This is a genomic window from Nostoc sp. XA010 (genome assembly GCF_020829625.1).
Taxonomy (GTDB): domain Bacteria; phylum Cyanobacteriota; class Cyanobacteriia; order Cyanobacteriales; family Nostocaceae; genus Nostoc.
Window position 1 is genome coordinate 282,653 of the sequence record NZ_JAIVFX010000005.1, and the last position, 16,190, is coordinate 298,842.

14 protein-coding genes are annotated in these 16,190 nt (G+C 40.7%); 7 read left to right on the plus strand and 7 right to left on the minus strand.

Annotated features, from left to right (window positions below; all coding sequences use genetic code 11):
- Positions 1 to 60: 60 nt before the first annotated feature.
- From LC608_RS10530 to LC608_RS10545, 4 genes are all read left to right on the plus strand, one after another.
- Positions 61 to 3,063: a hybrid sensor histidine kinase/response regulator gene (locus tag LC608_RS10530; RefSeq protein ID WP_229553478.1), complete on the plus strand. Its 3,003-nt coding sequence runs from the start codon at positions 61 to 63 to the stop codon at positions 3,061 to 3,063.
- An 18-nt stretch (positions 3,064 to 3,081) separates the two neighbouring features.
- Positions 3,082 to 3,522: a hypothetical protein gene (locus LC608_RS10535; RefSeq protein ID WP_229553479.1), complete on the plus strand. Its 441-nt coding sequence runs from the start codon at positions 3,082 to 3,084 to the stop codon at positions 3,520 to 3,522.
- A gap of 69 nt (positions 3,523 to 3,591) precedes the next feature.
- Positions 3,592 to 6,180: a HEAT repeat domain-containing protein gene (locus LC608_RS10540; RefSeq protein WP_229553480.1), complete on the plus strand. Its 2,589-nt coding sequence runs from the start codon at positions 3,592 to 3,594 to the stop codon at positions 6,178 to 6,180.
- Positions 6,181 to 7,119: 939 nt separating this feature from the next.
- Entirely contained in the window at positions 7,120 to 8,199 is a 1,080-nt protein-coding gene (locus LC608_RS10545) for a hypothetical protein (protein ID WP_229553481.1), read from the plus strand.
- A gap of 141 nt (positions 8,200 to 8,340) precedes the next feature.
- On the opposite strand, the gene LC608_RS10550 is transcribed toward LC608_RS10545, so the two are convergent.
- The gene (locus tag LC608_RS10550; protein WP_109012654.1) at positions 8,341 to 8,625 is read right to left on the minus strand and encodes a DUF427 domain-containing protein; all 285 of its coding nucleotides are present in this window, start codon (positions 8,623 to 8,625) and stop codon (positions 8,341 to 8,343) included.
- A 303-nt stretch (positions 8,626 to 8,928) separates the two neighbouring features.
- On the opposite strand from LC608_RS10550, the gene LC608_RS10555 reads away from it, so the two are divergent.
- Positions 8,929 to 9,102, plus strand: a complete 174-nt coding sequence (locus tag LC608_RS10555; protein ID WP_229553482.1) for a hypothetical protein — start codon at positions 8,929 to 8,931, stop codon at positions 9,100 to 9,102.
- A gap of 109 nt (positions 9,103 to 9,211) precedes the next feature.
- The gene (locus LC608_RS10560) at positions 9,212 to 9,589 is read left to right on the plus strand and encodes a hypothetical protein (protein WP_229553483.1); all 378 of its coding nucleotides are present in this window, start codon (positions 9,212 to 9,214) and stop codon (positions 9,587 to 9,589) included.
- Between the two features lie 198 nt (positions 9,590 to 9,787).
- On the opposite strand, the gene LC608_RS10565 is transcribed toward LC608_RS10560, so the two are convergent.
- The 5 genes from LC608_RS10565 to LC608_RS10585 form a co-directional block, all read right to left on the minus strand.
- Positions 9,788 to 11,983, minus strand: a complete 2,196-nt coding sequence (locus LC608_RS10565) for a transglycosylase SLT domain-containing protein (protein WP_229553484.1) — start codon at positions 11,981 to 11,983, stop codon at positions 9,788 to 9,790.
- A gap of 342 nt (positions 11,984 to 12,325) precedes the next feature.
- Positions 12,326 to 12,676, minus strand: a complete 351-nt coding sequence (locus LC608_RS37515; RefSeq protein ID WP_374108388.1) for a pentapeptide repeat-containing protein — start codon at positions 12,674 to 12,676, stop codon at positions 12,326 to 12,328.
- Complete coding sequence (locus LC608_RS10575) at positions 12,624 to 12,998, minus strand: pentapeptide repeat-containing protein (RefSeq protein WP_229553486.1); 375 nt, start codon at positions 12,996 to 12,998, stop codon at positions 12,624 to 12,626. The genes LC608_RS37515 and LC608_RS10575 overlap by 53 nt, the downstream gene beginning before the upstream one ends.
- A gap of 75 nt (positions 12,999 to 13,073) precedes the next feature.
- On the minus strand, positions 13,074 to 13,469 hold the full coding sequence (locus tag LC608_RS10580) for an ACP S-malonyltransferase (RefSeq protein ID WP_229553487.1): 396 nt from the start codon (positions 13,467 to 13,469) through the stop codon (positions 13,074 to 13,076).
- On the minus strand, positions 13,466 to 13,840 hold the full coding sequence (locus tag LC608_RS10585; protein WP_229553571.1) for a DUF433 domain-containing protein: 375 nt from the start codon (positions 13,838 to 13,840) through the stop codon (positions 13,466 to 13,468). The genes LC608_RS10580 and LC608_RS10585 overlap by 4 nt, the downstream gene beginning before the upstream one ends.
- Positions 13,841 to 14,104: 264 nt before the next feature.
- Here LC608_RS10585 and LC608_RS10590 point away from each other — a divergent pair, with 264 nt between their 5' ends.
- Complete coding sequence (locus LC608_RS10590; protein WP_229553488.1) at positions 14,105 to 14,725, plus strand: Uma2 family endonuclease; 621 nt, start codon at positions 14,105 to 14,107, stop codon at positions 14,723 to 14,725.
- Here LC608_RS10590 and LC608_RS10595 read toward each other — a convergent pair.
- On the minus strand, positions 14,688 to 15,989 hold the full coding sequence (locus LC608_RS10595; protein WP_229553489.1) for an FAD-dependent hydroxylase: 1,302 nt from the start codon (positions 15,987 to 15,989) through the stop codon (positions 14,688 to 14,690). The two genes, LC608_RS10590 and LC608_RS10595, sit on opposite strands and share 38 nt — an antisense overlap.
- Between the last annotated feature and the right edge of the window lie 201 nt (positions 15,990 to 16,190).

Sequence of the window (16,190 nt, forward strand, 5' to 3'; positions counted from 1 at the left end):
TGTATTTTGTCTTTTTACTAATGACCAATGCCCAATGCCCAATGACTATTAACAAAAACTATGTTACAAGACAAAGAACTAGAAATCCAGATGCAATTTCTGGAAGAAGCAACTGATTACTTAAATACCTTAGAAGGGGTATTACTAGAAATCGATACTAGTAACCACATTGATTTAGATAAAATTAATGCTGCACTCCGGGCCGCTCATTCTATCAAAGGTGGCGCGGGGATGATGGGATTTAAATCGCTAAGTGATTTAGCGCATCGTCTGGAAGATTCCTTTAAAGTTTTAAAAACTAAAAAAAAATCTCTCGAAATTGATACACAGTTACAAAGTTTATTGCTATCTGGAGTTGACTGGCTGCGTCAGATTGTAGAATTGCTTGCAGAAGGAAATGTTGTCGAAGATCAGTGGTTAGCAACTTTTTGTTACCCAATTTTTGATGAGTTGCACGATCGCTTGGGTGATCCCACCCCTGAAGATGCCTCAACCATGCTATCTCCAGAAGATGGGCAAGATGTTATTCCCTTGCTATTTAGTACAGAAGTAGAAGAGTGTTTGCAGCGTCTAGAATCTATATTGGCAGATAGCGAACAGCCCGGATTACATGAAGAAGTTGTGATCATGGCTGCTGAATTGGGCGGTTTGGGTGAAATGCTCCAGTTGGCAGCTTTTACCAAGCTTTGTGAGTCAATAACGCAGCAATTGGAAACTGTTAGTAGTTCGGGCATTCCCGAAATTGCCCGGTTAGCATTGCAAGCATGGCGGCGATCGCAAGCTTTGGTGCTGACAAATCAACTAGATAATTTACCTACAGAACTTGACTTCAATACTAGTGATACGCAATCCCAGCCGCTATTACCAGCAGAAGTGAAACCACATATCGACATAGACACAGAAGTAGCGTCAACAGCTGTTTGGCAACCAGAAAACATTAAAGAAAATTGGACTAATCATGAAGCAATCGCTGCTAGTTTTACATTTGTAGATGTAGAATTCGCCGATGATGCAAATGCTGTCAATGTCACAGAGCATAATACAATATTTTCTAGAGAAAACAATCCTCCAGATGCCAGATATAGCGAAGGTAAAGGCGAACCAAATGGCGTTGTTAAAGAGCGGGAAACGCATGATAATAGCGTCCGAGTTCCCAGCAAACAACTAGAGCAAATTAATGATTTATTTGGCGAACTGGTTGTTCAGCGAAATGGGTTAAACTCGCAACTAGAAAGATTACGCAAACTCGTTCGGAACTTAAACCAGCGAGTCCAAGTTCTCGACCGCGAAAATCAGGAATTACGTATCGCTTATGACAAAATTTCCACTCAAGCTGGGGTGTCGGTGCAAATTGAAAATGGCCAACAACCACAAGGCATAGAGAGAGAATTTGATACTTTAGAAATGGATCGTTATAACGATTTAAACCTGCGATCGCAGGAAGTTATGGAAACCATTGTTCAGGTACAGGAAGTAACAACTGACGTTCAACTCAGCGTAGATGATACAGACGAAATTGCTCGTAAAATAAACAAAACATCCAAACAGTTACAAACAAAGCTAAATCACATCCGAATGCGGCCCCTGTCCGATTTAATTGAACGTTTTCCCAGAGCCTTGCGCGATTTAAATGTAGAGTATGGGAAAAATGTCCAGTTAAAAATTGACGGTGGCAATACTTTAATTGAACGCAGCATTTTAGAAGCATTAAACGAACCTTTAATGCATCTCTTAAGAAACGCTTTCGATCATGGTATCGAAGATTCTAGCACCCGCCGCCTTTTGGGTAAACCAGAACAAGGATTGATTGAAATTACAGCTACTCACCGCAGCAATCGCACCCTCATTACTATCCGTGATGATGGTTGGGGCATTTCTTTGGAGAAAATTCGCACCCGCGCTTTAGCTATGGGATTGGATGCTTCTCTACTCGCTAATGCTAGTGATGAAGAACTATTATCACTAATTTTTGAACCAGGTTTTACTACCTCCGAACAAGTCACAGCATTATCCGGTCGCGGTGTTGGTATGGATGTGGTTCGTAACAACCTCAAACTGATTCGAGGAGATGTGAAAGTTGATACAGAACCAGGGGTTGGTACTACCTTCACCTTATCAGTACCATTTACCCTTTCCGTGGCGCGAGTTCTGCTGGTAGAAATCAACAAAATGCTATTGGCATTTCCCACAGATGTCATTTCAGAAATATCTTTACTCCAAGACGAGCGAGTTTTCCAAATGGCAGGTAGCGAAGTCCTAAATTGGCAAGGAAACATGCTACCACTGATTCGCTTGAATCAATATTTAGAGTTTAATTGCTTGCGCTACGATCGCTCAGAGTTAGAAACTCCGGCAGCAATTAATGCTAACAGCGTCTTAGTAGTCAAAGGTAATAATCAGCCAGTAGCGATCCAAATAGACCGTTGCTGGGGTGAACAGGAAGTTGCTATTCGCCAAGTCGAGGGAAATATACCTTTACCTGAAGGCTTCAGCAACTGCACAATCCTTGGTGATGGTCGAGTAGTGCCACTAGTTAATGTTAATGAGTTACTGTATTGGATTGCTACAAATAGGCGGACTCCCAAAGGTACTCAATTGCCATCTGCAAGGTTAAAGACACCGTTCTTAATATTTGATGAAAACAAAGTATCAGCAGCCTCTATTAAGCAGAAAGGTACAGTTTTGATTGTAGATGACTCAATTAATGTTCGCCGCTTTTTAGCACTGACCCTTGAAAAAGGAGGGTATCAAGTAGAGCAAGCTAAAGACGGTCAAGATGCTTTAGAAAAACTCCATAGTGGATTGAGAGTAGAGGCGGTAATTTGTGATATTGAAATGCCTCGCCTTGATGGTTATGGCTTTTTAGGCAAGATAAATTCAGACGTTGATACAAAAAATATTCCAGTTGCAATGCTGACTTCTCGTAGCAGCAATAAACATCGGCAATTGGCGATGCAATTGGGTGCTAGGGCTTACTTTTCTAAACCTTACAACGAGCAAGAATTACTCCAGACGCTGGAGGAAATAATTCGTACTGTTGCAGAAAAGGCAGCGTCTAATTAACTTATTTGTGGTGAATTTATGGTAACTGTAACATTGACAGCTGTTGCTACTGCGATCGCAACTACACTTTGGACTAAAGCACAAGAGAAAATCGGCGAAAATATTGGTGATGCTACATGGACGCTAAGTGGCAAGTTAATAGGATTACTCCGGCAAAAGAATAAATCGCCATTACTCACCAATGCTGTAGAAGCAAATGAACCGCAGCGTTTAGATTATGGTCAAGCAGTGCTAGAACTGAAAGCCGCAGCAGATGGAGACTCAGAAATTGCTCAAGCAGTTGTGGAAGTGGAAACAGCAACAAAAGCAGAACCAAAACTCACTCAAAAAATTCAAGAAATAGAAAATACCCTCAAGTCTCAACAGCCAAGCATTCAAAATCTGACGCAGCTAGCAGAAAAAATTGGGGTTGTAAATCAAGGCACAGTCAATAATCAGACTATTAACCAAACGTTTTGACTACAGTCGTCCCCAGGGGAGGATGGGACAAAGTTAACTCCCGATGACTGGCGTGAAGTTTGCACTGCAATGCTGAAAAGTCAGCAGGAGGCTGCAAGACTCAGACGCGAAGCTACAGAACAAGGTTTTGAAATTAAGATTTATGTTCCCTTGGGCTTGGTGGAACGCAAACAGCAGCAACGCCGACAGCTAAATGAAGATCAAGACAGAGAAAATATCTATAAGTTAACCGAAGAAGTCATTGTCAACACCTATGAACATGACGCGTTTATCACAGAAGTGATAGCACAACAAGCACAAAGAGACAAAAAGCATATTGCTATCATCGGCGAACCGGGGGCAGGTAAGACAACTTTATTGAGTAGCATTGCTTCTTTTGTTAAAGACAAAACTCAAGGTTTAGTTATCAGTATTTCTCTCGCCAATTTACAGAGAAGAACCATTGAAGAATATTTACTCAAGCAATGGCTTCCTGAAGCGATGAGATTAGTTAAATCTGATATTGTCGTCACCCCAGAAATGGAACGTCAATTAATTGAGCGTTTTGGTAAGGGGGGAGTTTGGCTACTGTTAGATGGTGTGGATGAAATAGGTGAAAATTCACCTGTGCAAGCATTAGCAAAAATTAATCAAGAACTTACAGCATCTCTGAGACAGGCGCGGGTGGTGTTAACTTGTCGGTTAAATGTTTGGGATGCCAAGGTTAATAATACACTCTCAGGATTTGATACTTATAAAACCCAAGAGTTTAAACCAGAACAAATTGATGACTTTATTCAGCAGTGGTTTGAGTGTGCTAATGATTCCCAAAAAGGGGAGGCACTAAAAGCCAAATTAAAAGAAACTAAACATGAAAATATTTGTAAATTGGTGAAAAATCCTCTGCGTTTGTCGCTGTTGTGTCAGACTTTTTATCTGGATAAGCATGGGGAATTACCAGAAACGAAAGCTGCACTTTACCAGAGGTTTACCCGCTATTTTTATGAATGGAAATCAGAGTTATTTCCTGATTTATATCAATCTGATGATTTAAAGGATGAATTACACCACGTTTTAAGCAAATTAGCCTTTGCAGGCATTAACAGTAGTGCGAGGTTTCGCTTGCGGCGGAGTTTAGCACGTCAAGAAATGGGTGAAAAACTGTTTAAATTAGCCCGTGATGTTGGTTGGTTGAATTTGGTAGACAGAGTAGCGGAAAGTGAGGAAGAAGTTTATGCTTTCTTTCATCCTAACTTTCAGGAATATTTTGCAGCGTTAACGGTGAGTGATTGGCACGATTTTCTTAATCATGTTCCTGACAACCCAACACGAGGAACTTATCGAATCTTTGAACCGCAATGGAAGCAAACAATATTATTTTGGTTAGGGCGATCAGAAGAAAACCTTAAACAGCAAAAGCAACAGTTTATCGATGCTTTAGTAAACTTTAAAGATGGATGTGGTAAGTGGAATAGAGTAAATGTACATAAAGGATTTTATGAATATCGCGCTTATTTTTTAGCAGCAGCAGGAATTGCCGAGTTTAGGTGTTATTCTAAAACTGATAAAATAGTAGCGCAAATTATTAAGTATGGATTTGGTTATTTCAATACCAAAGAACAGGAATGGCACACCTTTGGTGAACAGATAGAAGAAAAGGCTAAGGCTGTACTTGTAGAGACGGATAGCAAAAAAGCGATCGCGGCATTAGAGGAATTAATCAGTAATTCTCAAGATGAACTAATTCGTGAGCAAGCGGCTTATAGCTTAGGAGAAATCGACAAAGATAATTCTACAGCTATCGCTGTATTAGTGGGTTTAATCAGTAATTCTCAAGATGAAGTAATTTGTGAGCAAGCCATATTTATTTTAGGAGCAATAGCCAAAGATAATACTACAGCTATCGCTATATTACTGGAATTAATAAGTACTTCTAAAGATGAATATATTCCTGGATTAGCAGCATCTAGCTTAGTTAAAATAGCCCAAGATAATCCTATAGGAATTTCTGCATTAGAGAAGTTAATAGATACTTCGGAAAATGAATATACCCGTTTTTTAGCAGCATATAGCTTAGGTAAAATAGCCAAAGACAATCACAACGCTATTACTCTATTAGAGGAGTTAATTTGTACTTCGGAAGATGAATATACCCGTTTTTTAGCAGCATCTAGTTTAGGAGAAATAGATAAAGATAATTTTACACCAATTGCCGCACTAATACAATTAATCATTGCTTTTCCAGATGAATATATTCCTTTAGATGCGGCATCTAGCTTAGAGAAAATAGCGGAATATAATCCTAAAGCTATTACTGCATTAGAGGAGTTGATTCTTACTTCTCAAGATGAAGATATCCGTAGTCTAGCAGCATCTAGCTTAGAGAAAATAACCAAAGATAATCTTCCCATAGCTATTACTGTATTAGAGGCATTACTTCTTACTTCTCAAGATGAAGATATCCGTAGGCTAGGGGCATCTAGCTTAGGGGAAACTTTAACAGAATATGAAAAGATGACGGTAGTAGTCAGCCCTTTAAAGAAGTACTTATCAGATGAAATTTATGAAAATGACTTTGAGCAATGGAAAGATTGCTATCAGGTAATTTGGCACTGCGCCCAAACTATGACTTATCCAGCCTTTTATCAAGCTTGGCATCAGCATAATTTTGCTACTTGATGCGAAGCTTAAAGAAAATCCTCCTCACAAGAATAATTTAAGTACTTTTACAGCAGCGACGTTGCAAATGTGGTGCGGTAAGTAACTACAGCTTGTCTATTCGTTACAAAAATAGAAGCCGTTGTTACAAATGCTTGAACCTTAGTAACAATTGTTTGTTCATTTCTAGCAAATGATTATACCTTTCTTGCAAATGCTTAAGCAAAGCTTATCAATATAGAAGTGTTTCTAGCAAATGATTATACCTTTGTTGCAAATACTTAAGCAAAGCTTATCAATATAGAAGCGTTTCTAGCAAATGATTATACCTTTCTTGCAAATGCTTAAGCAAAGCTTATCAATATAGAAGTGTTTTTAGCAAATGATTATACCTTTGTTGCAAATGCTTAAGCAAAGCTTATGAATACAGAAGTTATTGTCACAAATAGTTCCGCTTGTTTTTTTAGGTTATGCCTTTTGCTTGTTAGCTCTAATTATAAAGTTATATGAGTGGCAGTAAACCGCACACCAAGCGATCGCCATGCTTCAGTAAGTGTAGGTTCGTGAGTTCAACAAACTTCTCCCTGCCTTTATTTTAGTAACCATATACTCAAAATCTGAACAAGAAGACATCTCAGCAGAAGAAATTCAACTAATATTAGCTGACTTTAAACAGCAACATCAAGAATAATAGACGATCACTATTTGCTATCCTAAAACGGCAGCAAATAGCGATGTCTACAATAGTCACTGAGCTTTACGCACAATTTTGCCGCATAGTGAACCATTTATAGCAATACGGGCAATATTTCACAGCTTTCTAAAAGTTCTTCAATTAGGTTTTGAATCTGCGAATTATGAAAACCCCCTTTGCAAATTAAATTTAAACATTATGATCTATCTATGTAATTGTACAAGTGAGTTTTTTATTTTTTGACAAATTAATACGAGGAGTTTTAGGTGACAAAAAACAATAGAAAAAAGGCTGTCGCTCAAGCTATTTCCACAGCCGTTGCTTTAGGCTGGGTAATAATGCAAGTGGAATCAGCACAAGCTGCTACCTTTGTGGTTAACAATCTCAATGACAGTGGCGTTGCCTCGTTGCGAGACACCATCAACATTGCAAATAACAATGACGTAGTAGAGTTCTTGCTGGAAAGTCATCCCAGTACAATTAGCTTAACAAGTGGGGCACTTACAATCGCTAAAAACCTAACTATTAATGGCCCAGGTGCTAACTTACTTACCATCAGTGGTAATAATCACTTCCCCGTGTTTAACATTAACGCCGCCGATGTTAAACTTTCTGGGCTAGCGATCGCTGGTAATATCAACGCTTACAATTCTAGTAACCTAACGTTTATTAATAGCACCATCAACGGCGACAATCTGAAAATAGATAACCCTACTGGTGAACTGAGGCTTATTAATAGCACTATTAACGGTAACAGTAGTGTGAATATCAATACTAATGCACTGAGGTTGACCGATGGTAGTCAGGTAAGGGACCTAAGTAACACCGCTAACGCTGGCAATTTAACTATTTCTACTGGTAGCCTAAGGATTTCCAATGGCGCCAACATCAATTCTGAGCAAACCAGCAATGGTTCAGCAGGTAACATAATTCTCAATACCGATCTTCTTATATTGAGATCAGCAGCTAGACTAAGAACGATCCCTAGTGGTACTAATAATTCAGGAGTAGGAGGCAACATAAATATCAACGCCCCTAATGGTTTTATAATCGCACTACCCAATGAACCAAGCGATATCGCTGGTGATAGCAATAATTTAAGAGGAGGTGGCAACGTAACTGTTATAGCCAGTGGCATTTTCGGGACAAGAGTACCCGAACCAAGCGCGATCGCTGGTGGTAGCAATAATTCCGGAGCAGGAGGCAACATAACTGTTACAGTCCGTGACGTTATTTTACTGACAAGAGTACCCGAACCAAGCGCGATCGCAGGTAGTATACTTGCTTGTAGTCTGGCTTTGCTGGCCAAGAGAAATCTTGCAGCATTTCGCAAGGCGAAAGTATAATTACGTATTAAAATAAATCTGCAAATAGTTTAAATACGAAGCCCGCTCAGATTTGTCTCTGCGCGGGCTAATTATTTTATGGGCAATTAGTCAGACATAATATTAATGTCTCTGAAACTAAAATACTTTCAGGAAGCTTTATTAAGCCTCAACTTTTACACCCTTCCAAAATGCCACATAGCCTTCAATATTCTTAGCTTTCTCCTTGGCGCTGGGATAATACCAAGCAGCATCTTTATTGATTTGCCCATCAACGTCGATACTGTAGTAGCTAGCGACACCTTTCCAAGGACAAGTACTGTGGGTGCTACTGTCTGTGAAGTATTGCTTGTTAATGCTGTCAGCAGGGAAATAATGGTTGTTTTCCACAACTACGGTATTATCGCTCTCGGCTAAAACTGCGCCATTCCAAATTGCTTTCGGCATAAGTGTGTTTGCAAATAAACTATACACTTAACATTTTGACACGATCAGCTTATTTTATCCTCTTTAACGGCTAACTGATATCAGAATTCATCCAAGCTCAAGCAAATAGTCAGTAAGGTTTATAGAAAATTTTGCAATGCCAGTATTAATTGGCATCACTTTTGTTTATCAAATTAAAAATTAAAAGTATTTGCTTCCTTCATGAATATTTCCTAGCATATTGGTATGGAAACTTAATTAGCAAAAAACTTTAATTTCAGTTTATAGCCGAAAGTAAAAAATATCTGTAAAAGGATTAATTCTATGTCTAAAATCACTAACGATCATACAGCAAAAAATAAAAAAAGTAGCGCATCAATGGACACAGCTGCAAACTCTGACATTTTATATAGCTATCCGAAGAATGTAAATTATCTCCAATCTTTTGATACTGCCTTTATTGCATATCAAATGATGGGTCTGAGTAATTTTGATTAAAGAAGAATTCAGAAGATAGTGAATTAATGTCAAGAGCCTAAGATTACTAAAAAATAGGATTTTGTTACTAGGTAAAACTAATTAACCTAGCTTAATTGAGGAGAAATTGATGAAAATTATCAATTTGATAAATTCTGCACTTATTGTTGCTTGTATTGCTTTTGTACCTGGAATTGTTGACGCTCAAACAGTTAATAACAGCAACGGTGTCGGACAAATCAACAGAGATTCGCCTAATACCAGCTATCTTCAACCTTTCAATATTGCCTTTCTAGCTTATCAAGGTGCTTTCAAAGAGCAGGGTATTCCCAGTGCAGGTACTTTGATATATGAATTTCAAATAGGAAAGCTGACAGCGAAAGATGTGGTTCAGGCTGCTATCAAGGCTAATAGGTTACCAGCACAGCTTTTGAACGATCAAGGTTATGTTAATGCGGTCGAGTCGCAGTTTACATCAATGATCAATGGTAATGATACAGGTAGCTAAGTACAGATGAATTAAAGTTAGTAAATAGGTGATAGAAAGCGATCGCTGTACTAAAATTTTTGAGTGCCATATCTGCCCACAAGCCCGGAGTTGAAGATTCTCCGGGTTTGTGCTTTGCTTCTAAGTCTTATCTTTGGTTCAAGCCAGGGAGAGAGTTTGAACCTCACGTATTCTACTTGCTCATTCGATTGGGCGAAATCACCGCGTCGGCAATTTTGGGTGTGTAGCTGAGTACTTTGCTACAATGCCCGAAATTTCCGGGTTGTAAAGTCTCAGATAATTCCAATAGTTGCCAAATACTTGACGCACATAATTTTTGGTTTCATCAAAGGGAATTTGTTCAACAAACTCATCTGGATCTTGTGTAGTTTGAGTTTGCAGCCATTTTGAGACATTACCAGGGCCAGCATTGTAACTGGCGATCGCCAGCAACGAGTTATTGTTATATTGATCGTGGGTATGACCCAAATACCATGTACCCAGCATGATGTTATCGTTGGGATTTTCTAGACTTATTGTTTTGAAATCCACCTTGATTTGTGGGGCGATCCATTTAGCTGTACTCGGCAACACCTGCATTAAGCCAGTAGCATCAGCGACGGATTTGATTTTTGGTTCAAACCGCGACTCTTGACGCATCAGAGCAGTTACTAGCAGAGGATTAAGTTTACGCTCAATAGACCATTTTTCAATTTCTTGCAGATAGGGAAATGGATAACGCGCTTGCCAGTAGGTGATTTGTTTGCTCAGAGCCTGATATTGGGTAACTTCTGCTGGTATTTCCCGGTCTTCCAATTTAGAAATTTTATCAATTCCTATGAGATTTTCCCCCCTTGCCAGTCGGATCAACCCTTCAGTAAATTGCTCTGCTACAGTTGGCTGAAGTTTATTCTGAAATTCTGTCTGCCATTGCAACCAGGCATCGCGGTTTTGACCCAGCAGATACAATTCTTTGAAAGTCTCAGAACCAGCAGGCGGTACTGAACGCTGGGGTGTGATTACTTCCGGGTTCATGACGCGCACGTTATCAAAGTTGCCAACATTCAGCCCCAGCATCGTTGCGGCTCTCCATGCATAGTATGAGTATGGAAATTGGCTAATCACATACTCATAAGCAGTTTGAGATTCCTGCTGTTTGCCTAGTGAAGCTGCCCATTTCCCTACCCAAAAGCCTGCTCTTGGAGCCAAAATACTGTTGGGGTTGTTGTTGACAATTGGTTCTGCCCATTGCCAAGCACCGACGTAATCTTTAGCATTGGCTTTACCTTGAGCGATTTTCCAACGATACTCTGCCGCTTCGTCAGAATTTCCGTATTTGGCTATGAGTAATTGCCACGCCTCACTAGCTGACTTTTGATTATTAGTAGCTTGGAGAATTTTAGCTTTTTGTACTAGTGCAGTACTAGCTTGTTTGGGAAATTTACTAATTACCTGCTCAAGATAAGGTAAGCCGTCTTTAGGTGTTTTTGCGGTTTCTGCTAATCGTAGTAGTGCAGTCCCAGCTTCCTCGCTGTTGGGAAATTGCTGTACTAGTTGTTTATAGGTGGCGATCGCTTTTTCTTTATCTTTGCCCCCTACCTGTAACCCCCGTGCGGTACGGTAGAGGTTACGCGATGTTTTAGGTGCATTGACATAAGCATTCGCGGCTTTGAGAAATTGACTATTTTCCCAATAGCTTGTACTAATGAGTTCCCAGTCTTCGGATTTGAGGGTAGGCTGTTTTACTAGCTGATCCAAAACGCCCACTATCCCAGGTTGGTCATAGGCATATTTAGCCAAAATCAATTGTAATTGTGGCTGATTGGGATTTTCTTGCAAGCGTTTACGAATAATTTCCCAAGTCAGAGGGTTAGAAGGAAATTGAGCGATCGCTATTTCCTGTTGCTTCGGTTGGGCAATCAGATATAGTGCTTTGACTGTGGCCGCTTCTTTGGGATACAGTTTCAAAACACTTTGCCTAAGATCCGAGGCTTTGCCGTCCTCACCCAGGATAGCCTGTGCCTGGGCCTGTTTCAGTAAAATATAGGGCGCGAGGATAGGATAGTCTTTATCTAGCCCGTCTAGTAAAGCCAGCGCTTTTTTCGCTTGGGTTCTTTCAATGTAATCACTCGCCAAAAGATAACGAGCACGATTTCGGTCTAGCGATCGCGACTGTCGGGCAATCTCTGCTAGTTTAGCCGCCCGTTCTGGCAGAGATTGTGATACCAGTGGAAAGACGGCTGATTGAGCAATGCTACCCTCTGATGTTTGCTCTGCTTGATTTTGACTCAGTTTGAGCCATTGCCCCAGAGACTTGCCAATCTGAGGTGCTGATACCATTGCCCCAGCTAAAAAGGCAAACAGTGCCGCACCCGCAATTATCGAAATTTGCTTTTTCTGTAATTTCTTCAGCATGAATACCCGCTGAAAAGTTCCGGTGAATTTCTTGAAACTTTAACACTCTTAACCATCAGTGTTACCAATTTTTTATTTTAGATTTTTAATTTTATGTAGAAAAATACTAATTTTCAATCCTACCGTTGTTAGTAATGAGTAATTAACACATATTAGATACTATTACATCTATCTTGGGTATATCATAAATACAATTCGTCGCCCCCACTTGTGCAGTGAAAACCCAGTCTCTTTTAAGTGTGATGATTTTTTGCCATTAGCTTGATCATTTGCGATCATAATAATCCACCATCTGCTTTCCTTAAGGCAGAGGTAAACTCTGCAACTTCTTCAGAGCATCTATCAGAAAACATAATCCCCTTTAGTTTTGCTTTCAGCAATATAAAGGTTGCTCGTAAAACCAGGGACGAAAACCCCATCGTGTCGAATAACGTCCCAGTACTCACAAGGATCTTCGCCGGAGCCGCCCAGTTTAGCACCTTGAAGGTTGACTCTGGTGAAATGAGCGCTGGTCAGATTGGCGTAGGTCGAAGTAGCACCTCTCAAATCGCAGTCAAAGAATCCAAGCCCATCCCAAGTCACAATGCTCGATAACCGAAGAGGCGGAGGGGCAGGGGGCAGGGAGCAGGGGGAGCAATGCCTATCCCGTTCGCGCAGCGTCTCGCAGAGAAGCCGTGAAGCGGAGCGGAACATGGGTATTAAGCCCCGCCCTTCCAGGGCGTTCTCGATTGGTCGGAGTACAAGCTCCTTCCAATCCTCCCCCCTGCTCCCCGCTCTCTACTCCCCTGCCTCTTTTGACAGCATCCGTAAGGTTACAGTAAGTAAACTTAGCCGTTAAATCGCAATCCCACAACTTAATACTGCTCAAATTGACATAAGAAAATCGCGCACCTTTCAGACTGATATTTTCCAGTTCAACCCCACTCAAGTCAGCGTACTCCAAAATGATTTGCTGAAAATTTCGCTCCCCAGCAGCATAGCGTCTGAGCAAGTCCTCAGCAGTAATCTTTTCCATACCTTAACTCCAGAATCCATTTCCACCATTAACAATAGCGCCCTAATTATGCAAGTTAGATTTGGAACAGCTTACTTATGGGATGAAAATGCGTCCAACTCCCATGTAGTTCTCAATATTAAGCACAATCTCAATAATACGGTCAGCACATCGGCTGCGATAGCTAGCTTCTTTACTGAAACGGTCAAGATTTCCAATTGTGATGACTGGCAATGAATCAGGTGTATTCTCTTGGCGAATAACTTGCTCTAATGAATCCTCTCCTTTCATGTTGCGATTCGCAGTCAGCAAAATCACTCGCTTTTGTTGAGCGAGTTGCCATACAACTCGATCATTGCTATCCGTTGGCAATTCAATGTCTTGAAAAAAGATAAAAGACAAAGGGATCAGATCAAGCCAACCATCATTTGCAATTTTTCCCAGAAGAATAGCAGCGTATTTCTGAAGGTTGTAATCAATCAGAAAATTCATGACTCCACTGCATGTTTAGCTTTCTGCGCTTGGAGTTTTTTCCATAGAGCTTCTTGACCGGGCTTAGGCGGTATCGCGGCAATCTGAGTAAGGCGATCTCGGTTCCGTTCTTGCCAATACTGCCGGATTTCTTCTGCTGTTTTCAAAACTTCTTGATACTCAGCTTCAACCTCAGTACGATTCGTCTCAATGTAAGATAGAGCCGACTCCAGTTGCTTTTTTGTCAATGGAAGCCAATTCAAGATTAATTCTGGTGGTCGTCCCGCTACGAGATGATCCATCACGTCATAAATGGTAATGCGAGTGCCTGCAATCGCCAATCCCCGCTCTGTACGGTTGATAGCTCTTTGTTCACTTGATCCTAGAGTCATACCCTCAGATCCTTGAGAATTCATTGCATCCTATCTTAGCAAAAAGTCGGGTGAGCATTTGCTTACCACATCTGAGTGAAAGTCTGAAAGGCTTTTAAAATCAGTCAAGTGATTTCTCCTTAGAATTCACGATATTGAGGTTAGAGCAGCCTAGCTAGTTATTAGACTGAAACTTTCTAGATAACAGTATTAGCAAGTGGAAAAGTTGTCTACAGTCCTCTTAATTAGAGATAATATTTCTATCATTAGTAATTCTCAAGAGTCATGACTCAAGCCATACCCAAGCTAGTAACCTTTGAGGAATTCGTCGATTGGCTACCCGAAAATCGACGAGTCCGCTACGAACTACATAAAGGAGAAATTGTTGAAATGGCGCAACCAGTAGGGGAACATGAAGAAGTTAAAGGATTTCTAGGTATCGAAATTCCTGTTGAAATCAAACGTCTAGGATTGCCATACTTCATGCCCAACCAAGTTATAGTTAGACCTCCTGAAAAAGATTCTGGTTACTTCCCAGATGTGTTGGTGCTAAACCGTGCAAATCTGGAAAACGAAAAATTATGGAAAAAAGAATCTACCGTTAGTTTGGGTGCATCAATACCTTTGGCAATTGAGGTTGTATCAACTAACTGGCGGGACGATTATTACTTGAAGTATGCTGACTATGAAGAGATGGGTATCCCGGAATACTGGATTGTCGATTATGCTGCCTTGGGTGGACGTAATTTTATCGGCAACCCCAAACAACCGACAATCACGGTGTGTAACTTGGTTGATGAGGAATATCAAATAAGTAAGTTTCGAGATCGCGATCGCATTGTTTCCCAAACTTTTCCTGAATTGAATCTTACCCCAAATCAAATTTTTCAAGCTGCTGTGGTGTAGCCTTTAAGCCTTGTCGTTTTGCTAATTCTGGAGTCCGCCCCTTCAAACCGATCATTAACTTCAGCATAAACACTTTTAATACAGGTACTCGCTGCAAAAACCATAAACCCAGCCGACGCACCAATACCACAGGTAAGAAGTTATTAGAAAACATCCGATCTAATAAATCGGTGAAACCTAAAATTGTCAGGTTTTCCAGCTTGCGCCAGCGTTCATAACCTTTGAGAATTTGAATGTCGCCAATATCTTTACCCGCTTGGTGCGCTGTTTGAATTACTTGCGCCAAAGCTGCTGCATCCCGAATCCCCAGATTTAAACCTTGTCCGCCCACAGGATGGCAATTGTGCGCCGCATCACCAATTAATGCCAGCCGGGGGAGAACATAGCGATCGCTTTGCATAAGTTGTACCTGGAATACAAAGCGATCGCCTAGTAATTCCAATTTCCCCATCTGATTGCCATAGCGACGGGTGAGTTCTCTTAAAAATTGCTCATCATCTAAGGCACATAAAGCTTTTGCTTCTTCGTGTGGGGCTGTCCATACAATGCGGCAACGGTTCCCCGGTAAAGGTAAAATCGCAAAGGGCCCGCTAGACCAAAATCTTTCGTAAGCGGTGTTATTGTGGGGTTTTTCTGGTTTGACAAATGCCACGATGCAAGACTGCCAATATTTCCAGCCAGATGTTTTGATGCCAGCAGCTTGCCGAATTGGCGATCGCGCCCCATCTGCTGCTATCAGTAATTTGCTGTGAACTGAGTATAATTGATCGGCAACTTTAATATCTATCGCTACTATATCTTTCTGGTATTGCGTATTTACCACTTCAGCCGGACATAGATAAGTCACATTTGGACAATCTTGGACAAACTCTTGCAAAGGCTGCAATAGCGCTTGGTGTTCCGCCACATAACCCAATGCTGTATCTATATCATTTGTGGTAAATTCCACCACATTGGGATAATCGGCATCAGAAAGACGAACTCGGTAATATTTGGCTATTTGAGGCAACATTTTGTCCCAAATTCCAATTCCTTGGTAAATTAGCGCCGAAAGCTGATGAACTGCATAAGCTTGCCCTTTAGCTACGGCTGCTGATGCCACTTTCGCTTCAATCAGCAAGACACTCAAGCCAGAATCTTTTAAAGCAGAGGCTAGAGTTAACCCAATAATCCCACCGCCGACAATTACCAAATCATATTCATATCCCCGCAAGTCTGGCGGTGTAGGTTGAGGGGAAATTTGCTCAAGCTGCGTTATGGTCATTGTTAAGTTAAGTTACAGCATCTTAACTCTTATTTTGACGCGATCGCGCCCTCTTGAGCAAGTTGATTAAAAAAACCACTGATTGAGAGGAAGCATCTCACTTTTGTAAAAACACGCCTGGTATATTTGCTCAAAAATACTCACAACCATCAGAGTTGCTGGCATTTCAAAGTTATATGTAACATTTTTGACTTTATAAAA